This window comes from Streptomyces sp. NPDC046197 (assembly GCF_040646295.1).
Taxonomy (GTDB): Bacteria; Actinomycetota; Actinomycetes; order Streptomycetales; family Streptomycetaceae; genus Streptomyces.
In genome coordinates this window covers 12,781-33,758 of sequence record NZ_JBEYZY010000039.1, presented here as the reverse complement: position 1 = coordinate 33,758, position 20,978 = coordinate 12,781, and the positions used below count along the sequence as shown (strand labels likewise).

The window sequence follows — 20,978 nt, the reverse complement described above, 5'->3', positions numbered from 1 at the left end:
TTGAGGTGAGCTGACCCGGCGGCCGAGTCGCTCAGGCCACCGACCCGATCCGCCCGGCCGGCGCGGACGCCCGGTCGTGGTGGATCGGGGTGTGGGCGCCGGTCAGTGAGACCCCGGAGCCGCCGCGGCGGCCGGCGACGATCTCCGCGGCGATGGACAGGGCGGTCTCCTCCGGGGTGCGGGCGCCGAGGTCCAGGCCGATGGGCGAGCGCAGGCGGGCCAGCTCCAGCTCCGTCACGCCGACCGCGCGAAGGCGTTCGTTGCGGTCGAGGTGGGTGCGGCGCGAACCCATCGCGCCGACGTACGCCACCGGAAGACGCAGCGCCAGCCTCAGCAGGGGGACGTCGAACTTGGCGTCGTGGGTCAGGACGCACAGCACGGTGCGGCCGTCCACGTCGGTGCGCTCCAGGTACTTGTGCGGCCACTCCACGACGATCTCGTCGGCCTCCGGGAAGCGCGTCCGGGTCGCGAAGACGGGGCGGGCGTCGCACACCGTGACGTGGTAGCCGAGGAACTTGCCGACGCGGACCAGCGCGGAGGCGAAGTCGATCGCGCCGAAGACGACCATCCGCGGCGGCGGGACCGACGACTCGACCAGCAGCGTCAGCGGGGCTCCGCAGCGGGACCCCTGCTCACCGATCTCCAGGGTGCCGGTACGGCCGGCGTCCAGGAAGGCCGTGGTCTCGCCCACCACCGTGCGGTCCAGTTCCGGGTGGGCCCCGAAGCCGCCCTCGTGGTTGCCGTCGGGACGCACCAGCAGTGCCCGGCCCAGCAGTTCGGCCGGGCCCGACACGACCCGCGCGAGGGCGGCGGACTCCCCTCGGGCGGCGGCGGCCAGGCCGGCCGCGAGCACCGGACGGGCCGGGTCGGCGGCCCGCACCGGCGTGACGAGGATGTCGATGACGCCGCCGCAGGTAAGACCGACCGCGAAGGCGTCCGCGTCGCTGTAGCCGAAGCGCTCCAGGACGGTTTCGCCGTCCCGCAGCGCCAGTTGGCACAGGTCGTACACGGCGCCCTCCACACAACCACCGGAGACCGAGCCGATCGCCGTGCCGTCGGTGTCCACCGCGAGTGCGGCGCCCGGCCGGCGGGGTGCGCTGCCGCCGACCGCCACCACGGTGGCCACGGCGAAGTCACGTCCCTGCTCGACCCAGCGGTTCAGCTCCTCGGCGATGTCCAGCATCTGTCGGTCTCCTTGGACAGGGGTTGTGTGGAGGGCTCGGGCAGGCGGGCGTCAGTGCACGCCCAGCCGGCTCTCGATCGGGTTGAGGGCGAAGTACACGAGGAAGATCACCGTCAGACCCCACATGAAGGCGCCGATCTCCCGTGCCCTGCCCTGGGCGGCCTTGATGGCGACGTAGGAGACGACGCCCGCCGCCACACCGGTGGTGATGGTGTACGTGAAGGGCATCAGGACCACGGTCAGGAAGACCGGGATGGCGGTGGCGCGGTCCGCCCAGTCCACGTGCCGTGCGTTCATCAGCATCATGGCGCCGATGACCACCAGTGCGGCGGACGCGACCTCCTGCGGCACGATCGCCGTCAGCGGGGTGAAGAACAGGCAGGCCGCGAAGAACAGCCCGGTGACCACGGAGGCCAGGCCGGTGCGTGCTCCCTCGCCGACGCCCGTGGCCGACTCGATGAAGACCGTCTGGCCGGAGCCGCCCGCCACACCGCCGACGGCGCCGCCCGCGCCGTCGATGAACAGCGCCTTGGACAGGCCCGGCATCCGGCCCTCGTCGTCGGCGAGTCCGGCCTCGGTGCCGACACCGATGATGGTGGCCATGGCGTCGAAGAAGCCGGCCAGGACCAGCGTGAAGACGATCAGGGCGACCGTCATCGCGCCGACCTTGCCCCAGCCGCCGAACTCGACATGACCGAAGAGCGAGAAGTCCGGCATCGAGACCGCGCTGCCGTGCAGTTCGGGGGCACCGTTGGACCACGCGTCGGGCCTGATGACCCCGGCGGTGTCGAGGACCGCGGCGACGACCGTGCCGCTGACGATGCCGATGAGGATGGCGCCGGGCACGTTGCGCGCCTGGAGCATGAAGATCAGCAGGAGGGTGCCGGCGAAGAGCAGCACCGGCCAGCCGGTGAGCTGGCCCGCCGGGCCGAGGGTGACGGGGGTGGCCCTGCCCTGGTGCACGAAGCCGGACTTGTAGAAGCCGATGAGGGCGATGAACAGGCCGATGCCCATCGTGATCCCGTGCTTGAGCGCCAGCGGGATCGCGTTCATGATCATCTCGCGCAGGCCGGTGACGACGAGCAGCATGATGACCACGCCGTACATCACGCACATGCCCATGGCCTGCGGCCAGGTCATCTGCGGGGCGACCTGTGAGGACAGGACGCCCGAGACGGAGAGGCCGGCGGCGAGGGCGAGCGGCACCTTGCCGGCGAAACCCATCAGCAGCGTGGTGAAGGCCGCCGCGAACGCGGTCGCGGTGATCAGTGCCTTCTGGCCGAGCGTGTCCCCCGCCGCGTCCTTGCCGGACAGGATCAGGGGGTTGAGCAGCAGGATGTACGCCATCGCCATGAAGGTGGTGACGCCGCCGCGCACCTCGCGCGCGACCGTGGATCCCCGCCGGGATATGTGGAAGTACCGGTCGAGCCAGGACCGGCCGGCCGGGACGAGGGTGCCTTCACCCGCGTCTTCGGCTGCGGTCCTCGGCTCCACTGACTGCTGGGTCATGGTGCCATCTCCCAAGGTTCATAGGGGCACCCGCGAGTTGCCTTCGGCGACGTGCGGGATTTGGGATGTGCTGACCCGGGGGACGGCCCGAGACGAACAACGGGGGGCCTGGGGGGGAGGAAGTCCCCCCCAGGGATTCACCGTTCGAAACCCCGTGGGGTCACGCGGTTCCGGTGAGGTGTTCCGGACGGACCGGCGTGCGGTTGAGTTCCAGCCCGGTCGCGTTCCGGATCGCCGCGAGGACGGCCGGGGTGGACGACAGGGTGGGGGCCTCGCCGATGCCGCGCAGCCCGTACGGCGCGTGGTCGTCGGCGAGTTCGAGCACATCGACGGGGATGGTCGGCGTGTCGAGGATGGTGGGGATCAGATAGTCGGTGAAGGAGGGGTTCCTGACCTTCGCCGTCTTCGGGTCGACGATGATCTCCTCCATCACCGCCACGCCGAGACCCTGGGTCGTACCGCCCTGGATCTGGCCGAGGACGGACAGCGGGTTGAGCGCCTTGCCGACGTCCTGGGCGCAGGCCAGTTCGATCACCTTCACCAGGCCGAGCTCGGTGTCGACCTCGACGACGGCGCGGTGCGCGGCGAAGGAGTACTGGACGTGGCCGTTGCCCTGGCCGGTGCGCAGGTCGAAGGGCTCGGTCGGCCGGTGCCGCCACTCCTCCTCGACCTCGACCGCCTCGTCCTCGAGGACGTCGACCAGGTCGGCGAGCACCTCGCCGCCGTCGGTGACCACCTTGCCGCTCTCCAGGAGCAGTTCGGCGGTGGCCCAGGCGGGGTGGTAGGAGCCGAACTTGCGGCGTCCGATCTCCAGGACCTTCTCCCGGACCAGCTCGCAGGCGTTCCGCACGGCTCCGCCGGTGACGTACGTCTGACGGGACGCGGACGTCGAACCGGCGCTGCCCACCTGGGTGTCGGCCGGGTGGATGGTCACCTGGGTGACGCCGAGTTCGGTGCGGGCGATCTGCGCGTGCACGGTGACCCCGCCCTGGCCGACCTCCGCCATCGCGGTGTGCACGGTGGCGACGGGCTCGCCGGCCACGACCTCCATGCGGACCCGGGCGGTGGAGTAGTCGTCGAAGCCCTCGGAGAAGCCGACGTTCTTGATGCCGACGGCGTAACCCACGCCGCGTACCACGCCTTCGCCGTGCGTGGTGTTGGACAGACCGCCGGGCAACTGCCGTACGTCCGCGCCCTCGCTGCTCTCCCACTGGCGCTCCGGCGGCAGGGGCATCGCCTTGACGCGGCGCAGGAGCTCGGCGACCGGGGCCGGGGAGTCGACGGGCTGGCCGGTCGGCATGATGGTCCCCTGCTCCATCGCGTTGCGCTGCCGGAACTCCACCGGGTCCATGCCGAGTCGCTGGGCCACCTTGTCCATCTGTGCCTCGTAGGCGAAGCACGCCTGGACCGCGCCGAAGCCGCGCATGGCGCCGCAGGGCGGGTTGTTGGTGTAGAGGGCGATGGCCTCGATCTCCACGTCGTCGACCCGGTAGGGGCCGATGCCGAGGGAGGAGGCGTTGCCGACGACGGCCGGGGACGCGGAGGCGTAGGCGCCGCCGTCCAGGACGATGCGGCACTTCACATGGGTGAGCCTGCCGTCCTTCGTGGCGCCGTGCTCGTAGTACAGGCGGGCCGGGTGGCGGTGGACGTGGCCGAAGAAGGACTCGAAGCGGTTGTAGACGATCTTCACCGGCTTGCCGGTGCGCAGCGCCAGCAGGCAGGCGTGGATCTGCATCGACAGGTCCTCGCGGCCGCCGAACGCGCCGCCGACGCCGGCCAGTGTCATGCGCACCTTTTCCTCGGGCAGGCCGAGCACCGGGGCGATCTGGCGCAGGTCGGAGTGCAGCCACTGGGTGGCGATGTAGAGGTGGACGCCGCCGTCCTCCTCCGGTACGGCGAGACCGGACTCGGGGCCGAGGAAGGCCTGGTCCTGCATGCCGAAGTAGTACTCGCCGCGGACGACGACATCGGCCTTCTTCGCGGCCTGCGCCACGTCCCCGCGGATGATGGGCTGGCGGTGGACGATGTTCGGGTGCGGGACGTGGCCGATGTGGTGGTCGGTGCGGTTCTCGTGGACGAGGATCGCGTCCGGGGCGGTCGCGGAGGCCTCGTCGGTGACGACCGGGAGTTCCCGGTAGTCCACCTTGATCTTGGCGGCGGCGCGGCGCGCGGTCTCCGGGTGGTCGGCGGCGACGATCGCGACCGGCTCGCCGTGGTGGCGGACCTTGCCGTGGGCGAGGACGGGGGTGTCCTGGATCTCCAGGCCGTAGTTCTTGACCTCGGTCGGCAGGTCGTCGTACGTCATGACGGCGTAGACGCCGGGGGTCGCGAGGGCCTCGCTCGTGTCGATGGACACGATCTCGGCGTGGGCGACGGTGGAGCGCAGGATCTGGCCCCAGAGCATGTCCTCGTGCCACATGTCGGACGAGTACGCGAACTCGCCGGTGACCTTGAGGGTACCGTCGGGGCGCAGGGTCGACTCACCGATGCCGCCCTTGGTGTGGGAGCCCTGGGTGATCTTGGCGGGAACGCCGAGGGGGGCACCGCTCTGCCCGAACGAAGTCGAGAGCTTGGGGGAGGACATCGGGGTCAGACCGCCTCTCCCTGCCGGGCGGCCGCGAGGCGGACCGCGTCCATGATCTTCTCGTAGCCCGTGCAACGGCACAGGTTGCCCGACAGGGCCTCGCGGATGTCCGCGTCGGTCGGGTTCGGGTTGCGCTCCAGCATCTCGTCGGCGGCGACGAGCAGACCCGGGGTGCAGAAGCCGCACTGGACGGCGCCGGCGTCGATGAACGCCTGCTGGATCGGGGAGAGTTCGGTGCCCTCGCCGGTCTGGGAGTCGGAGGCGGGCCTGGCCTCCCAGCCCTTGGCCTCGTCGAGTGACGTACCGCAGGCGTCCGTACCGCACGAGCGCTGCCTGGCGTAGTCCGCGAGACCCTCGACGGTGACCACCTCACGGCCCTCCACCTGGCCCGCCGCGACCAGGCAGGAGCACACCGGCACGCCGTCCAGGCGTACCGTGCAGGAGCCGCACTCGCCCTGCTCGCAGGCGTTCTTGGAACCGGGCAGACCGAGGCGCTCGCGCAGGACGTACAGCAGGGACTCGCCCTCCCATACGTCGTCGGCCTCCTGCGGACGTCCGTTGACGGTGAAGTTGACGCGCATCACGCAGCTCCCTCTGAGGCGCGGCGGGTGCCGCGGTACGACTCCCAGGTCCAGGTGAGTGTCCGGCGGGCCATGACGCCGACCGCGTGGCGGCGATAGCTCGCGGTGCCCCGGACGTCGTCGATCGGGTTGCAGGCGGCGGAGCACAGCTGCGCGAACTGCCTCGCGACCGAGGGGGTGATGATCTTGCCGTTGTCCCAGAAACGGCCCTCTTCGAGCGCCGCGTTCAGGAACTCCTCGGCCGCCTTGGCCCGCACCGGCGTGGGTGCGGCGGAGCCGATGCCGGTGCGGACCGTGCGGGTCTCGGGGTGCAGGGCGAGACCGAAGGCGCACACCGCGATGACCATGGCGTTGCGGGTGCCGACCTTCGAGAACTGCTGCGGGCCGTCGGCCTTCTTGACGTGCACGGCGCGGATGAGCTCGTCGGGCTGGAGCGCGTTGCGCTTGACGCCGGTGTAGAACTCGTCGATCGGGATCAGGCGGGTGCCCCGGGCCGCCGACTCCACCTCGACCTGCGCGCCGGCCGCGAGGAGGGCGGGGTGGGCGTCACCGGCGGGCGAGGCCGTGCCGAGGTTGCCGCCGACGCCACCGCGGTTGCGGATCTGCGGGGAGGCGACCGTGTGCGAGGCGAGCGCGAGTCCCGGCAGCTCGGCACGGAGACTGTCCATGATCCTGGTGTACGGGACGGAGGCACCGAGCCGCACACTGTCCTCGCCGGCCTCCCACTCGTAGAGATCTCCGATGCGGTTCAGGTCCAGGAGGTACTCGGGCCGGCGGTGGTCGAAGTTGATCTCGACCATCACATCGGTGCCACCCGCAATCGGCACAGCGGTGGGATGCTCGGCCTTCGCGGCGAGCGCCTCCTCCCAGCTGGCGGGGCGAAGGAAGTCCATGACCGGCTCTCTTCTTCGTCTCGTGGGTCGTACAGATTGAGCCAATCCGTGTGCGGCGGGCCCGGCTCGTTCATGTGTTGTTTACGCGGAGTGGGGTCAGTACACAGCGCGGTGCTCCGCAGGGTCAGTCACCGAAACCATGAAGGGTTTAGCTGGCCAGGCCAGACATCTTGTAGATTCGTATGAACGGAGGCCATCAGCAACCTCTTCGCTTTCCCCTGGAAACAGGAGGATGTGCGAGGACACCGCCCCGAACCCGGCGGAGCCTGCTCACCGGCCTGTGGCCGGGCCCTCGCCACAAGATTCATCGTAGTTTTCGAGACAAAGAACGGCGGCGAAGAGAATGCGGCTGCGCGCACTGCTGGACACCGATGCGCTGGGCCTGAAGCTGCTCGGCGGCGAGGACGAACTGGACCGCACCGTACGCGGCGTCATGACCACCGACCTGCGCGACCCGAGCCGCTACCTCTCCGGCGGTGAGCTGGTGCTGACCGGGCTGGCCTGGCGCCGGGGCGCCGCCGACTCCGAGCCTTTCGTACGCATCCTGGTGCAGGCCGGCGTCGTCGCGCTGGCCGCCGGCGAGGCCGAGCTGGGCGATGTGCCGGAGGATCTGGTGCTGGCCTGCGCCCGGCACCGGCTGCCGCTGTTCGCCGTGCACGAGTCGGTGGCGTTCGCGACGATCACCGAGCACGTCGTACGGCAGGTGTCCGGCGAGCGGGCCGGCGACCTCGCGGCCGTGGTGGACCGGCACCGCCGGATGATGACCTCGGGCCCGGCGGGCGGCGGCCCGGAGGTGGTGCTGGACCTGCTCGGCTCGGACCTGGACCTGCGGGCCTGGGTGCTCTCCCCCACCGGGCGGCTCATCGCCGGCCCGAAGGTGGCGGGCCCGGACCTGCCCGCCGACGTGTGCGCCGGGCTGGCCGCCGAGCACCTGGCGGCGACCCGTACCGGCCGGCGCGGCCCGCACCGGGTGACCCTGGCCTCCACGGTGTACTCGCTCTTCCCGGTCCGCAGCGGCCGCTCCCCGCAGGCCGCCCGGGACGTGCGCGAGAGCGTGCTCTCGGAGTGGCTGCTGGCCGTCGAGGCGGACGCGGGCGACTGGCCGGAGGAGCGGCTGGACCTGCTGCAGGGTGTCACCCAGCTGATCGCGGTCGAGCGGGACCGGCGGGACGCGGCGCGCACGGTGCGGCGCCGGCTCGCGCAGGAGGTCCTGGAGCTGGTGCAGACGGGCGCGGCGCCCGCCGAGATCGCCGCACGCCTCAGGGTGGCCGCGCCGGTGCTGCTGCCCGGCCTGGGGACCGCCCCGCACTGGCAGGTGGTGGTGGCCCGGGTCGAGTGGGACGGCGGCGACGTCGAGGGCGGCCCGGTCGCCCAGTCGCTGCTGGAGGAGATCCTGGTCGACCCGCTCACGACCGGACCCGAGCCCTCCGACCGCATCGCCGTGGCCCACACGGGCGACGAGGCCATCGCGCTCGTACCGCTCCCGGCGATGTCGACGGGGCACGACGGCTCGGAGCCGGGCATCCTCGCCGACGCGCTGCTGGAGTCCGTACGGGAGCCGCTGTCGGCCGGGCTCGACGGCGACGGGCGGGTCACGCTGGGCGTGAGCGCGGCCGTGCACTCCGCGGAAGGGCTGCGCGGGGCCCTGGAGGAGGCGCGGCACGCCCGGCGCGTGGCCGCGGCCCGCCCGGGACGCGTCTGCGCCGCCGGACACCAGGAACTGGCCTCGCACGTCCTGCTGCTGCCCTTCGTGCCGGACGACGTGCGCCGCGCCTTCACCGCCCGGCTGCTGGACCCGCTGCGCGACTACGACCGCCGGCACCGCGCCGAGCTGATCCCCACCCTGGAGGCGTTCCTCGACTGCGACGGCTCCTGGACCCGGTGCGCGACCCGGCTGCACCTGCACGTCAACACGCTGCGGTACCGGGTGGGCCGGATCGAGCAGTTGACGGGACGCGACCTGTCGCGGCTGGAGGACAAGCTCGACTTCTTCCTTGCGCTGCGCATGAGCTGAGGTCCCGGGGGCGGACGGCGGGCCGCTGCCGCGTCCTGTCGCCGCCCACGACTTTGTGAAATCCTTCACCCACCCCCTTGGCCGGGCCCGGGAGTTCGTGCTGAGATGCGGCCACCACTCAAGGCTCGATGGCGTGCTCGGGGAGGGCAACGTGGCGCATACCGCCATGTCTGGTAACGGAACGACCCCAGGTGACGATCCACTCCAGACCGCGGTATGGCGGCTGCGCTCACGCGCATGCTGGGCCGACGCGGCGGAACTGCTCCAGCCGGTCACGGCCGCCGCGGCGCTGCAGCGGGCCGCGCTGCTGGGCGAGCGGTGTCTGTACACCGAGCAGGGTTGGGAGGAGGCCGAGGACGCACTGCGCACCGCCGAGGCGCTGGCCCACAGCGACGACGAGCGGGGCGCGGCCGCTTGTGAACGCGGGCAACTTGCCTACGCGGCCACGCTGCACGGGGTGCGGGACCGCGCGGACGAGGCGCGGGCCGCGCTGGGCCGGGCGGCGGCGCTGATCCCGCCGGGGGCGCCGGGACGGCCCCTGCTGGACTTCCGGCGCGGCCTGATCGCCGAGAACCTCACCCGCTCCCCGCAGGCCGCGCGCGCCGCCTACCGCCGCGCCCACGCCGGGGCCACCGCGTACACCGACCCGCTGCTGCTGTCCTTCACCTGGCGGCACCTGGCCGGACTCGCCCTGCGGGAGGGTGAGTTGGCCGAGGCCCGGCACGGCTTCGCCGAATCCCTGCGGATCCGCGAGGAGTTGGGCTACCTGGTCGGCACCGCGCCGGCGCTGGCGTCCTTGGCCGACACCGAGGCCGAGCCGGAGGCGTCCCGGCTACGGGAGGAGGCCCGGCGGCTGTTCCGGCTGCTGGGGGGTGTGCCCACCTGGCTGGCCCGGCAGCTCGCGCCGCCACCGCCCGCGGCGGGGGCGGCCACGGCCTGAGGCGGGGGCGGCCACGGCCTGCGGCGGGGGCGGCCACGGCCTGCGGCGGGGGCGGCCACGGCCTGCGGCGGTGCTCAGAAGAACCTGAGAGGTTGCTGTGCCAGGCTGGCGCGCCCGAACACGCGGACGGACGCGCCATGCCCGCGTGCGTCCCCCCGGTCGCCCCCAAAGGAGCGCCTGATGAGTCTGATCAACGGCCTGCCCGCGCACGTGCTGCTGGTCCATGTCGTCGTCGTCCTGGTCCCCCTCAGCGCCTTGGCGCTGGTGGTCTGCGCACTGTTTCCGCAGGCCGCGCGACGCCTTGGCCCGGTGCTGCCGTTGCTCGCCCTGGTCACCCTGGCGAGCGTGCCGCTGACCACCCAGGCCGGCGAGTGGCTGGAGCGGCATGTGGACGGCGACCCGCTGGTACGGCGGCACGCCGAGCTGGGTGACGGGATGCTGCCGTGGGCGCTCGGCCTGTTCGTGCTGGCCACCGGCGTGTGGTGGATCTCCCGGCGGACGCAGGCACCGGAGGCCGGCACGCCCGCGCGGACCGGCCCGGGATCGGTCCTCCGGATCGCCGCGGCCGTTCTGTCGCTGGTGGTGGCCGTGGGCGCGGTCGTGGACGTGTACCGCATCGGCGACTCGGGAGCGAAGGCCGCGTGGCACGACGCCTATTCGAAGACGGCGAAGTCGGGGAAGAAGTCGGGGGACGGGGGCTGACGCGGCCGGAGCGGGGGCCTTCCGACAGCGGTTGCCGGGACCGGCGGCGATTGCCCGGACCGGCGGTGGCGTCCGCTCATCCCTCCCCGGCGAAGTGCTCGCGGACCAGTGACTGGACCGCGTCCAGCTCCCCCGCGACCAGGGCTTCCACCAGCGCCACGTGTTCCGCGGCGTCGGCGAGCAGGTCGGCGCCGGGGTGGCGGACGGAGCCGCCGACAAGGGGCCACTGGGCACGGCGGTGCAGGTCCTCGGTGATCCGGACCAGCTGGTCGTTGCCCGAGAGGGAGAGCATCGCGCGGTGGAAGGCGCGGTCGGACTCGGCGTAGGTGGCCCGGCAGCCGGAGGCTGCGGCACGGGTGGTGACCTCGGCGAGGGGGCGCAGCTCCGCCCAGCGCTCGGCGGGCACCGTACGGGCCAGCCGCAGCATCACCGGCACCTCGATGAGTGCCCGCACCTCGGCCAGCTCCGCGAGTTCGCGGGCGTCGCGCTCCACCACCCGGAAGCCCCGGTTGGGCACGACCTCGACGGCGCCCTCCAGGGTGAGCTGCTGCATAGCCTCGCGCACAGGGGTCGCGGAGACCCCGAAACGCTCACCGAGCACGGGCGCCGAATACACCTCGCCGGGCTTCAGGTCCCCCGCCACCAGGGCGGCCCGCAGAGCGTCGAGCACCTGCCCGCGCACGGAGGACCGCTGCACCACGGACCCCGAACGCGGTCCGGGCCGCTCCCCGTGCGTGTGCTCCCCACGGGCCGCGCCGGGAGCCCCCGCGGCAGGAACCGTGTCCTGGCCACGACCCCGGGGGGCCGGAACGGCGTCCCGGCCACGACCCCGGGCGGCGGGGACGGCGTCCTCCCCCAAGCCCTGGGCGGCCGGAACGGTCCGCTCACCACGACCACGACCCCCGAGGCCCGGACCGATCCCCGCATCACGGCCCTGGGCGGCCGCGGCGATCCACTCCTCGGGCCCCCGGGGCGCCGGAACAGTCCACCCACCGAGCCCCGCGACGGCAGCGGCGGCCTCGTCGTGGGCCGTCACGGGTCGGTGGGTCGGCTCGTGGTGCACGTCCGCTGCCCGGGGCTGCGGTGGCACCCATGCCGCACCGGGACGTACCTGCGGTATGCCGGTCCCGGCGGAGCCCTGCGCGCCCTGCTTCACAGTCATCCTCCGGGCTTGTCGGTGCTTGGGGTCATTACGACTGGTTGTTACTCGTCCGTCAAGCACCTTAGGGGATATCCCACTGTTCCCACCCACCCCGGCCTGACCCCAGCTGAAATAAGGCAAGGCTTACCTTCAGGCGACGTGGATCGGCGTCCCGGCGAGCTGCTGCCCGCCCGTCCCATAGGATCACCCGCGCGTGGAACACCCCCAGCGTTACCGTGATTCACAACTTCCTCACCTGTCGCGGGAACTTTCCGTCGAAGCATCCGTGTGGGTAGTCTTATTCGAACTCAACTCCCGCCCCTCAAGCGGCAGTTCGAGCAGAACGCCGCCCTGGGCATCCCCTTGCACTTCCTTGGCGGCCTCTTGCCCCGAAACCCCCTGAGGGCAGGCGGGGTTGGGCCACTATGGCGGGCGTTACGCCCTATCCCAATGCAAGGGACCCCAGATGAGACTGACCGACATATCGCTGAACTGGCTGCTTCCGGGCGCCGTACTGCTCCTGGGCATGCTGGCGGCGGTGGCGGTGCTCGCGCGCGGCAAGCGCTCCTCCGGGGAGATCGCGAGCGCGGACGACTCGTGGGAGCGCAGCGAGGAGCGCCGCAGGCGCAAGGAGGCCGTCTACGGAACGGCCTCCTACGTGCTTCTGTTCTGCTGTGCGGCGGTCGCCGCCGCACTGTCCTTTCACGGCCTGGTCGGCTTCGGCCAGCAGAATCTCGGGCTGACCGGCGGCTGGGAGTACCTGGTGCCGTTCGGACTGGACGGCGCCGCGATGTTCTGCTCCGTGCTCGCGGTCCGCGAGGCCAGCCACGGTGACGCGGCGCTCGGCTCCCGGATACTCGTATGGACGTTCGCGGGCGCCGCGGCCTGGTTCAACTGGGTGCACGCGCCCAGGGGCATCGGCCACGCCGGCGCCCCGCAGTTCTTCTCCGGCATGTCGCTGTCGGCGGCGGTGCTGTTCGACCGCGCGCTGAAGCAGACCCGCCGGGCCGCCCTGCGGGAGCAGGGCCTGGTGCCGCGGCCGCTGCCGCAGATCCGCGTCGTCCGCTGGCTGCGGGCGCCCCGTGAGACGTACAAGGCCTGGTCGCTCATGCTCCTGGAGGGCGTGCGCAGCCTCGACGAGGCGGTCGAGGAGGTGCGCGAGGACATGCGCCAGAAGGAGCAGAACCGGCGCCTGCGGCGCGAGCAGGAGCGCGTGGAGCGAGCCCAGCTGAAGGCGATCAGCCGTGGCCACCGCGGCTTCGTCGGCCGGGGCGGCGGCCGGCAGATGGAGGCACAGGCGCTGGAGCGCGGTTCCTCGCAGGCCGCCGCGGAGCCTGCCATATCGGCGGCGGAGCCGCTGCCCGTACGCGCCCGTCCCTCACTGCAGCCCGTCCGCAAGGGGTCTGACCCGATCACCGTGGACCTGACCGCCGAGGACGACACAATGGCCCTGCCGCGCCTGGACTCCCTCGAGCGCAAGCTCAAGGACCTGGAGCAGCAGTTCGGCTAGGACGGACTCCGGTGAACGGCAAGGGGGCGTGGCCGCGCGGGCCGCGCCCCTTGCCGTTCACGCGGCTTCCGCGCCGAGTTCGAACCACACGGCCTTGCCGACCCCGTGCGCCCGTACGCCCCAGGCGTCCGCCAGGGACTGGACGAGAACCAGGCCGCGGCCGTGCGTACCGTCGTCGGCGTCCGGTACGCACGGCCGCGGCCTGCGGGCCACGAAGTCCCGTACCTCCACCCGGAGTCCGCGCGGTGACACGGTGGCCGTCAGGATCGCGTCGTCGTCGGTGTGGATGAGCGCGTTGGTGACCAGTTCGCTGGTGAGCAGCTCGGCGATCTCCGATGTACCGGGCCTGCCCCAGTGGCGCAGCAGCTCGCGCAGTGCCCGGCGCGACTCGGGCACCGCCCGCAGGTCCGCCCGCCCCAGTCTGCGCCTGAGCTGGGGCGTCGGCTGCTCCGTGCTGCTGTCGGTCTGTTCCCCCGCCGTTTTCACCGAGGAGGCCCCGACCGTCATGGGACCGCCTCGTCGTACCTGCCTCTTCATGACCCCCGCCCGCGTGCCGATGTCGGTTCCCCCTCAGCTCGAACACGTTCACGGGGATCCATGCCCCGTGGGAAACGTGCCAGTCATGTCGAATCGTCAACGACCGGGGGTTCGGCCACGGACGGACGGTTCCGCCACAGGCCGGCGCCGCTGGCGACCACACCGTCCCGCACACATGGCCACCCCCGGTGGCGGTGTCCGGCCGCGCGCAGTGGTCCCAACTGGCCACTCCGGTATGCCCCTTCGGCCGTATACCACCCGTGCGGGCAGGTCCGGCGACCCGTGACACCGGCCCCCCGCACCACCGAGCGGTCCGGGACCACCTGCCCCGCCATGGGCGAATTTGGCCGGAGAACGACGGTCCCGGCGCTCACGGCCGGGGCACGTTGCGCAGGTTGGACCGGGCCATCTGCACCATCCGGCCGACACCGCCGTCCAGCACCATCTTGGAGGCGGACAGGGCGAAGCCGGTCACCATCTCCGCGCTGATCTTCGGCGGGATGGACAGGGCATTGGGGTCGGTGACCACGTCGACCAGGGCCGGCCCCTTGTGCTTGAAGGCCTCCTTGAGCGCACCGGCGAGCTGCTTGGGCTTCTCCACCCGGATGCCGTGGGCGCCGCAGGCGCGGGCGACGGCCGCGAAGTCGGGGTTCCGGTTGGTCGTCCCGTACGAGGGCAGCCCGGCGACCATCATCTCCAACTCCACCATGCTCAGCGAGGAGTTGTTGAACAGGACCACCTTCACCGGCAGGTCGTACTGCGTCAACGTCAGGAAGTCGCCCATCAGCATGGCGAATCCGCCGTCGCCGGACATGGAGATCACCTGTCGGCCACGGTCGGCGAACTGGGCGCCGATCGCCATCGGCAGCGCGTTCGCCATCGAGCCGTGCGAGAAGGAACCGATCACGCGGCGGCGCCCGTTGGGCGAGACGTAGCGGGCCGCCCAGACGTTGCACATGCCGGTGTCGACGGTGAACACCGCGTCGTCGTCGGCGACTTCGTCGAGCACGGCGGCCACGTACTCGGGGTGGATCGGAACGTGCCTGTCGACCTTCCTGGTGTACGCCTTGACGACTCCCTCCAGCGCCTCCGCGTGTTTCTTGAGCATCCTGTCGAGGAAGCGGCGGTTCTGCTTGGTCCTCACCCGGGGGATCAGACAGCGCAGGGTCTCCCTCGCATCGCCCCACACCGCGAGGTCCAGCCTGGAGCGGCGGCCCAGGTTCTCCGGCCGCACGTCGACCTGGGCGATCCGCACGTCGTGCGGCAGGAAGGCGTTGTACGGGAAGTCGGTGCCGAGCAGGATCAGCAGGTCGCACTCGTGGGTGGCCTCGTAGGCGGCGCCGTAGCCGAGGAGTCCACTCATCCCCACGTCGAAGGGATTGTCGTACTGAATCCACTCCTTACCGCGCAGGGCGTGTGCCACGGGCGACTTGATCTTCCCGGCGAACTCCATCACCTCGGCGTGCGCGCCCGCCGTGCCGCTGCCGCAGAACAGGGTGACCCGTTCTGCCTCGTCGATCATCCCGACCAGCCGGTCGATCTCGGCGTCGCCCGGCCGGACGGTGGGCCGGGAGGTGACGATGGCGGTCTCGGCGGGCCTGTCGGGCGCGGGCTCGTCGGCGATGTCGCCGGGCAGGGAGACCACGCTGACCCCGCTGCGCCCGACCGCGTGCTGGATGGCGGTCTGCAGCACCCGGGGCATCTGCTTCGGGCTGGAGATCAGTTCGCTGTAGTGGCTGCACTCGGTGAACAGCCGGTCGGGGTGGGTCTCCTGGAAGTAGCCCAGGCCGATCTCACTGGACGGGATGTGCGAGGCGAGGGCGAGGACCGGGGCCATGGAGCGGTGGGCGTCGTACAGGCCGTTGATGAGGTGCAGGTTGCCGGGACCGCAGGAACCGGCGCACGCCGTGAGGTGACCGGTGACCTGTGCTTCCGCGCCCGCCGCGAAGGCGGCGGTCTCCTCGTGGCGGACGTGGATCCAGTCGATGGCGGCCTTGCGGCGGACCGCGTCGACGACCGGGTTCAGGCTGTCCCCCACCACTCCGTACAGGCGTTTGACCCCGGCACGGACGAGGATGTCGACGAACTGCTCTGCGACGTTCTGCTTGGCCATGGCTCTCGGATGCCCTTCGGTCTGCTGCGGATCCCTCCGGCTCCATGAATCCACAGCCCGCGCGCTCACGCCTCCCAGACGGCCACGGCGGTCCGGTCGTCCGCGTACCCCTTGACCCGCACCTGGGTGTCCGCGAGGAACGCGGCGAGGCCGGGCGGAGTGGGGCCGGACCACCGCCGGCCGAGGTACGCGCACAGCTCGGGCTCTCCGCGCAGCGGGTCGGCCAGGCCTGCGGTGCACAACAGGAGCGTGTCACCCGGCTGGGCGACGGAGGCGCGGAAGCGGAAGGGTTCGCGGGGCGGCTCGGCGGCGGTGCCCGACGGTTCGGAGCGCTGGGGGAACGGGTCGTACGGGTTCGGCGGCCTGGTGACACCGAGGTCCATGGTGAGCCGGTCACCCTCGGGGGTCTCCTCCGGTACTGAGCCGAAGCCGACGACGGGGTCTCCGGTGGTCTCCGATACCCGGGGCTCTATGTCCTGCCACTCGCCGTCGCGCAGCCGGAACAGTCCGCCCTCGCCGACGCCGAAGAAGACGCGGGTACGGCAGTCGGGATCGGCGGGGACCAGCAGACAGCGCAGGCCGGCCGCGTACTCCTCGGGCGCGATGCCCTGTTCGGCGGCGCTGGCGCGCAGTCTGCCCAGGCTGCGGTCGGTGAGACGGTGCAGCCCCGACTTCAGGTCGCCGCGCCGGGCGGCCCGGATGTCGTCGACCAGCCGGGCCTGGCTGCGGCCCACGGACCGCGCGATCCACTGGCACGCCTCGGCGGCCGCACGGTGCGCTCCCGGGGTGGCCCGGGCGCCGGTCGCCATCGCCACCAGGAGCAGCGCCTGCTCACCGCCTCCGAATCGGGCGGTGAGCAGCGCGTCCCGGCGCGGTTCGCCCCGGTATCGCGCGGAGTCCCCCCGGATGGAGACCGCCCGCAGCGTACGGCTGCCGTAGCGGGCCCCGTCCAGCACGGTGTCCGGAACCAGGTCGTCCAGCTCGTCCGGATCGGCGAGCGGCAGCACGGTGGGCTCGGCGTCGTAGGTGGGCGGCCGGGAGCCCACATGGCCGACCGGAGCGGGCGGGTCCACCGGTGGCGACTCCGGCGGGTCCGACCGGACGTCCGGGGTGGCCGAACGGCCGTGGGCGAGGGGCTGCGGGAAACCGGCCTGGGCGTGAATCCGTTCCTGTGGAACCGGCGCGGGTCCTGCAGAGATTCGGTCGGCGGGAGGGCCGGGGGGCGATGGAGGCTCGGACGGAGGCGTCGGTGCGGACGGCGGTGTCGAGGCAGGCACCGCTGGGGGCGCGGACGGGGGCGGGGGTGCTGGTGGCGCAGGAGGTGCTGACGGCGGACGGGGGGTGGCGGGCGGCCTGCCCGAGGACGGGGCGGAGGGGATCGTGGGGACCGGGGCGTCCATGGGCGTGCCCTCGCCGCTTGGGGATGGCGTACCGCCGCGGCGCGCCCGGTCGGCGGACTCCGGCGGCCGTGGGGCCGGAGGGAGGTTCACCGGCCCGGCGGTCGCGTCGGGCGGTGCTTCCCAAGGGGCGCGACGCCACCAGTCGGGACCAGGTCCAGGCGGGGGGCCGGTCTCGTCGGCGGGCCGGGAGCTACGTGGTGAGGGTACGTTCACGGCCGGAGCGTCCGGAGCGGGCCGGTCTTCGGGCGGGATACGGACCGGAGGCTCCCCGGCCGCGTCCTCCGCCCGCGATCGCCTCGCTGTCCCCGGTGTCCCCGGTGTCCGCAGCGTCTCCGCTGTCCCCTGCGTCTCCCAAGCCCCCGGAGCTCCCGGGGTCCTCCCCAGCGTCCCCGCCGCCGACGCGAAGCGGTCGTCCAGGGAATCGGCCGCGGTCGTGGGACCCGTGTCCTCGGTGGAGTCGTCGTACAGCTGCTTCCACCAGTCGTCCTCGTTACCGGTGGGCCTTCCCCCCTGCTGGCTCATGCCCCCAATTGTCCACCGCGGGGGCCGTATGAAAACGGGGCATCCGGAAAATCCGGCGTTGTGCCCGCACCTCGAACGGCACATCGGGTGACACCTCGAATGCCGGTACGAAACAAAGCCGCCCGGCGGCCACTGACGGAAGCTCAGCCTGTGGCCCGGCCCCCCGGACGCCCCCGCTGGGCCTGCCCGTCACCTGAGCGCGGCCAGGTCGACGGCGTCGGCCAGAACCCGCAGGCCCGTGTCGTTGAAGTGGAGGTGGTCGCCCGAGTCGTAGGCGGACCGGATCCGGTCCGGCCGCTCCGGGTCGCGGACGACGGCGTCGAAGTCGGCGACCGCGTCGAACGGACCGCCCCCGCGGATCAGGGCGTTGACCCGCTGCCGTACGGCCTCCCGGGCCGCCGTGAAGGCGCTGTGCCCGCCGTACGGCGTGAGCGTCGCGCCGACGACCCGGATCCCGTGGGCGTGCGCGCGGTCGGCGATCGCCCGGTAGGCCGACGCGTACTCGGCGGGATCACTCGCCTCCGGTGTGCCCTTGACGTCGTTGATGCCCTCCCACACGATCAGCACCCGCACCCCGGCCCGCGACAGCGCGTCGGCGTCCAGCCGGGACAGACCGCTCGGTCCGACGCCGTCGCGCAGCAGGCGGTTGCCGGAGATCCCGGCGTTGAGGACGCCGAGCCGGCGCGGCGGGGGCAGGGCGCGCAGGCGTTCGGCGAGCCGGTCGGGCCAGCGGTGGTCGGCGCCACGGGTCGAGCCGGTGCCGTCGGTGAGGGAGTCGCCGAACGCGACGACGCTCCCGGCGGCCGGGGCACCGAGGACGTCGACGCCGGTGACGTAGTACCAGTGGCTGGTCGTGCCGGTGTACGCGGCACCGTCCTCGTCGGCGGTCCGGTCGGCGCCCGGGGCCAGATAGCTGGTCTGCAGTGCGTCGCGGTGGTAGGTCGCGGGGCCGCAGTCGTCCGGTGTGTACACCGTGACGAGGAGGTCGGCGGCCGCCGGGACGGCGAGCGGCACCGGATCGCTCACCGCGTCCCGGCCGGTCGGGACGGTGAACGTCCGCGCGCCGCCGAAGACGGCCGCCCGCATCGAACCCGGGACGGTGCCCGGGCCTCCGGGCTGCCGCAGTGCCACGGTGACGGCGCCGACGCGCAGGGGCCCTGTGCCGAGCCGGTTGCTCAGCCGCACGCGCAGGGCCCGGCCGCCGACACTGATGTGCACGACGTTGCGGATCGAGACTCCGGGGAGCGCGGCGGTGGTTCCCGACGGGGCGGCCTCCCAGGTACCGGTCCAGACGGGTGCCGTGGCCGCCCCGCCGGTCACCGCGCCGACCGCCGCACCGGTCGCGGCCACACCGCTCGCCGCCATGCCAGTCGCCGCCAGACCGGTCGCTGCCAGTCCGGTCGCTGCCAGACCGGTCGCCGCAGCTTCGGACGCCACCGCGCCGAGCCCGGTTGCCTCGTCCTCCTCCGCGCCGAGCCCGGTTGCCTCGTCCTCCTGCGCCCCGGGCTGCTCAGCCTCGGCCTGCTCATCTCCGGCCTGCTCAGCCTCGGCCTGCTCAACTCGGGGCTGCTCAGCCGCGGCCTGCTCAACTCCGAACCGCCCGGCCCCGGTCTGCTCAAGTCCGGGTCGCTGAGCCCCGGGTCGCTCATCCCCGGGTCGCTCATCCCCGGGTCGCTGAGCCCAGGTCCTCGCCGCGCCGATCGCCTCCCCGGACGTCGCCGACGTCACCACGCCCGTCGCCGCACCGGCGGTCCCCGTCGTACCGGCCAGCAGGAGCAGCAGCGCCGCGAGGACCCGTCCGGCCCTGGCCTTGGGCACCGCGTACGCCGGGTGCGCGGGGTGCGCGGGGTGCGCGGGGTGCGCCTCGTGCGCCGCGCGCTGCGTGTGGACCACGTGGACCATTGGCATCCGCCCTTCCCACCGCCCCCGGAAGGCGACCGTGCCACACGGGAACCGGCACGTGACGGCAGCTCAGCACGGAAGCCACCCGCCTGGCCTACGCGGCGCCGCACGAGCCGGTGGCTGGTGACGGCGAGTTGGGCCGGGCGGCCGCGGCGATGCGCCGACGGCGGCGGAGTGCTTGGCTGCTGCCATGACCGAATTCACCGAGGCCGAGCGGGCCTATCTGAGGACGCAGCGGCTGGGACGGCTGGCCACGGTCGACCCCCAGGGACAGCCTCAGGCGAACCCCGTCGGCTTCTTCCCGCAGGACGACGGCACCATCCTGATCGGCGGCCTCGCCATGGGCCGCACCAAGAAGTGGCGCAACCTGCGGCGGAACCCGAAGGTCGCCCTGGTGGTCGACGACATCGTCAGCCTCAGCCCCTGGAGGGTCCGCGGCGTGGACATCCGCGGCGAGGCGGAACTCCTCACCGGACCCCACGAGTTGGGCCCGCACTTCAGCGAGGAGGTGATCCGCATCCATCCGCGGCGCATCCACAGCTGGGGGCTGGAGGACGACAGGGCCTCCTAGGTGTGCTGTCCGGATCACCGCGGGTCCGCGACGCCTGGCACGGCACCTCGCCGCGTTGTCGCATCACCCGAGTACGCCCGGCACGCGGGTCATGCTCCGCCTTGCGATGCACCGCACCATGCGCCGCGGCCTGATGCGAGGCGATCCGAACGACACCCCCTAGGCCTGTCCGGCGGACCCGAGCTACAGCGCGCCCTCCAGGGTGAGCAGCCGCACCTTCCGCTCCAGACCGCCCGCGTAGCCGGTCGGGGAGCCGTCCGCGCCGATCACCCGGTGGCAGGGGCGCAGGACGAGGAGGGGGTTGGCGCCGATGGCGCCGCCGACGGCCCGTACGGCGGCCCGGGAGACGCCGATCCGCGCGGCGATCTCGCCGTACGTCGTGGTCCCCCCGTAGGGCACGTCGTCGAGGGCGGCCCAGACGCGCTCGCGGAAGTCGGTGCCCCGCGCGCGCAGCGGGAGCCGGAACTCCTTCAGTTCGCCCGCGAAGTAGGCCCGGAGCTGCCGCTCGGCCTCGCGGAACGGGCCGGAGTCGCGCCGCCAGGTGTCCTGGACGGTGCGGCCGCCCTTCTGCCCGGGCACGGACAGGGAGGTCAGCGCGCCTGAGGAGTCGGCGGTGAGGAGGAGCGGGCCGAGCGGGCTGTCCAGGCTCGTCCAGTACGTCGTGTCGGTCGTCGTGTCGGTGGCCATGCCAGTGGCCGCGTCGGTGGCCATGCCAGTGGCCGCGTCGGTGGTCGTGTCGGTGGCCGTGTCGGTGGCCGTGTCGGTGGCCGTGTCGGTGGTCGTCCCGTGCGTCGTGATCATGTCGCTTGTGGTCCCGTGCGTCGTCGTTGCGGTGGTCGTGTCGATGGGCGTCGCGTGTGTCATGCCGGGTGTCGT

At 72.6% G+C, this 20,978-nt stretch carries 15 protein-coding genes and 1 pseudogene; 5 read left to right on the top strand and 11 right to left on the bottom strand.

Translation table 11 applies throughout. The features are described from left to right. Nucleotides 1-31 precede the first annotated feature (31 nt). From AB0A61_RS34635 to AB0A61_RS34615, 5 genes are all read right to left on the bottom strand, one after another. The gene (locus tag AB0A61_RS34635) at nt 32-1,183 is read right to left on the bottom strand and encodes an XdhC/CoxI family protein (protein WP_361301439.1); all 1,152 of its coding nucleotides are present in this window, start codon (nt 1,181-1,183) and stop codon (nt 32-34) included. A 51-nt stretch (nt 1,184-1,234) separates the two neighbouring features. Beyond that, entirely contained in the window at nt 1,235-2,692 is a 1,458-nt protein-coding gene (locus AB0A61_RS34630; RefSeq protein ID WP_361301436.1) for an NCS2 family permease, read from the bottom strand. A gap of 160 nt (nt 2,693-2,852) precedes the next feature. Next, nucleotides 2,853-5,276, bottom strand: coding sequence for a xanthine dehydrogenase subunit D (gene pucD / locus AB0A61_RS34625; protein ID WP_361301433.1), 2,424 nt, complete (start codon nt 5,274-5,276; stop codon nt 2,853-2,855). A 5-nt stretch (nt 5,277-5,281) separates the two neighbouring features. Next, complete coding sequence (locus AB0A61_RS34620) at nt 5,282-5,857, bottom strand: (2Fe-2S)-binding protein (protein ID WP_361301430.1); 576 nt, start codon at nt 5,855-5,857, stop codon at nt 5,282-5,284. Then, nucleotides 5,857-6,750: a xanthine dehydrogenase family protein subunit M gene (locus AB0A61_RS34615; RefSeq protein ID WP_361301427.1), complete on the bottom strand. Its 894-nt coding sequence runs from the start codon at nt 6,748-6,750 to the stop codon at nt 5,857-5,859. The genes AB0A61_RS34620 and AB0A61_RS34615 overlap by 1 nt, the downstream gene beginning before the upstream one ends. Nucleotides 6,751-7,093: 343 nt before the next feature. Here AB0A61_RS34615 and AB0A61_RS34610 point away from each other — a divergent pair, with 343 nt between their 5' ends. The 3 genes from AB0A61_RS34610 (at nt 7,094) to AB0A61_RS34600 (ending at nt 10,406) form a co-directional block, all read left to right on the top strand. Beyond that, nucleotides 7,094-8,764 (top strand): PucR family transcriptional regulator ligand-binding domain-containing protein, encoded by a 1,671-nt coding sequence (locus AB0A61_RS34610; RefSeq protein WP_361301424.1) that lies wholly within the window; start codon nt 7,094-7,096, stop codon nt 8,762-8,764. A gap of 151 nt (nt 8,765-8,915) precedes the next feature. Next, the gene (locus AB0A61_RS34605; RefSeq protein WP_361301421.1) at nt 8,916-9,704 is read left to right on the top strand and encodes a hypothetical protein; all 789 of its coding nucleotides are present in this window, start codon (nt 8,916-8,918) and stop codon (nt 9,702-9,704) included. 180 nt (nt 9,705-9,884) lie between these two features. After that, nucleotides 9,885-10,406: a DUF2231 domain-containing protein gene (locus AB0A61_RS34600; protein WP_361301418.1), complete on the top strand. Its 522-nt coding sequence runs from the start codon at nt 9,885-9,887 to the stop codon at nt 10,404-10,406. Nucleotides 10,407-10,482: 76 nt separating this feature from the next. Here AB0A61_RS34600 and AB0A61_RS34595 read toward each other — a convergent pair whose 3' ends face one another. Beyond that, on the bottom strand, nt 10,483-11,265 hold the full coding sequence (locus AB0A61_RS34595; protein ID WP_361301519.1) for a GntR family transcriptional regulator: 783 nt from the start codon (nt 11,263-11,265) through the stop codon (nt 10,483-10,485). 748 nt (nt 11,266-12,013) lie between these two features. On the opposite strand from AB0A61_RS34595, the gene AB0A61_RS34590 reads away from it, so the two are divergent. Next, nucleotides 12,014-13,057, top strand: coding sequence for a DUF2637 domain-containing protein (locus AB0A61_RS34590; RefSeq protein WP_361301415.1), 1,044 nt, complete (start codon nt 12,014-12,016; stop codon nt 13,055-13,057). Nucleotides 13,058-13,114: 57 nt separating this feature from the next. Here AB0A61_RS34590 and AB0A61_RS34585 read toward each other — a convergent pair whose 3' ends face one another. From AB0A61_RS34585 to AB0A61_RS34570, 4 genes and pseudogenes are all read right to left on the bottom strand, one after another. Beyond that, the gene (locus tag AB0A61_RS34585; protein WP_361301413.1) at nt 13,115-13,564 is read right to left on the bottom strand and encodes an ATP-binding protein; all 450 of its coding nucleotides are present in this window, start codon (nt 13,562-13,564) and stop codon (nt 13,115-13,117) included. Nucleotides 13,565-13,964: 400 nt separating this feature from the next. Beyond that, complete coding sequence (locus tag AB0A61_RS34580) at nt 13,965-15,707, bottom strand: pyruvate dehydrogenase (protein ID WP_361301410.1); 1,743 nt, start codon at nt 15,705-15,707, stop codon at nt 13,965-13,967. A 65-nt stretch (nt 15,708-15,772) separates the two neighbouring features. Then, a complete protein-coding gene (locus AB0A61_RS34575) occupies nt 15,773-17,629 on the bottom strand; it encodes a protein phosphatase 2C domain-containing protein (protein ID WP_361301407.1) in 1,857 nt (618 codons plus the stop codon). A 189-nt stretch (nt 17,630-17,818) separates the two neighbouring features. Then, nucleotides 17,819-18,919: pseudogene (locus AB0A61_RS34570) on the bottom strand (SGNH/GDSL hydrolase family protein); the annotation flags it as partial. Nucleotides 18,920-19,721: 802 nt separating this feature from the next. On the opposite strand from AB0A61_RS34570, the gene AB0A61_RS34565 reads away from it, so the two are divergent. After that, the gene (locus AB0A61_RS34565; RefSeq protein WP_361301404.1) at nt 19,722-20,102 is read left to right on the top strand and encodes a PPOX class F420-dependent oxidoreductase; all 381 of its coding nucleotides are present in this window, start codon (nt 19,722-19,724) and stop codon (nt 20,100-20,102) included. A 183-nt stretch (nt 20,103-20,285) separates the two neighbouring features. On the opposite strand, the gene AB0A61_RS34560 is transcribed toward AB0A61_RS34565, so the two are convergent. Next, entirely contained in the window at nt 20,286-20,789 is a 504-nt protein-coding gene (locus tag AB0A61_RS34560) for a methylated-DNA--[protein]-cysteine S-methyltransferase (RefSeq protein WP_361301516.1), read from the bottom strand. Nucleotides 20,790-20,978 lie beyond the last annotated feature (189 nt).

Coding starts and splice junctions, on each gene's coding strand:
- AB0A61_RS34560 (WP_361301516.1), bottom strand. CDS start 20,789: ATGGCCACCGACACGACGACCGACACGACGTACTGGACGAGCCTGGAC.
- pucD (WP_361301433.1), bottom strand. CDS start 5,276: ATGTCCTCCCCCAAGCTCTCGACTTCGTTCGGGCAGAGCGGTGCCCCC.
- AB0A61_RS34615 (WP_361301427.1), bottom strand. CDS start 6,750: ATGGACTTCCTTCGCCCCGCCAGCTGGGAGGAGGCGCTCGCCGCGAAG.
- AB0A61_RS34580 (WP_361301410.1), bottom strand. CDS start 15,707: ATGGCCAAGCAGAACGTCGCAGAGCAGTTCGTCGACATCCTCGTCCGT.
- AB0A61_RS34600 (WP_361301418.1), top strand. CDS start 9,885: ATGAGTCTGATCAACGGCCTGCCCGCGCACGTGCTGCTGGTCCATGTC.
- AB0A61_RS34620 (WP_361301430.1), bottom strand. CDS start 5,857: ATGCGCGTCAACTTCACCGTCAACGGACGTCCGCAGGAGGCCGACGAC.
- AB0A61_RS34610 (WP_361301424.1), top strand. CDS start 7,094: ATGCGGCTGCGCGCACTGCTGGACACCGATGCGCTGGGCCTGAAGCTG.
- AB0A61_RS34590 (WP_361301415.1), top strand. CDS start 12,014: ATGAGACTGACCGACATATCGCTGAACTGGCTGCTTCCGGGCGCCGTA.
- AB0A61_RS34585 (WP_361301413.1), bottom strand. CDS start 13,564: ATGACGGTCGGGGCCTCCTCGGTGAAAACGGCGGGGGAACAGACCGAC.
- AB0A61_RS34565 (WP_361301404.1), top strand. CDS start 19,722: ATGACCGAATTCACCGAGGCCGAGCGGGCCTATCTGAGGACGCAGCGG.
- AB0A61_RS34630 (WP_361301436.1), bottom strand. CDS start 2,692: ATGACCCAGCAGTCAGTGGAGCCGAGGACCGCAGCCGAAGACGCGGGT.
- AB0A61_RS34635 (WP_361301439.1), bottom strand. CDS start 1,183: ATGCTGGACATCGCCGAGGAGCTGAACCGCTGGGTCGAGCAGGGACGT.
- AB0A61_RS34575 (WP_361301407.1), bottom strand. CDS start 17,629: ATGAGCCAGCAGGGGGGAAGGCCCACCGGTAACGAGGACGACTGGTGG.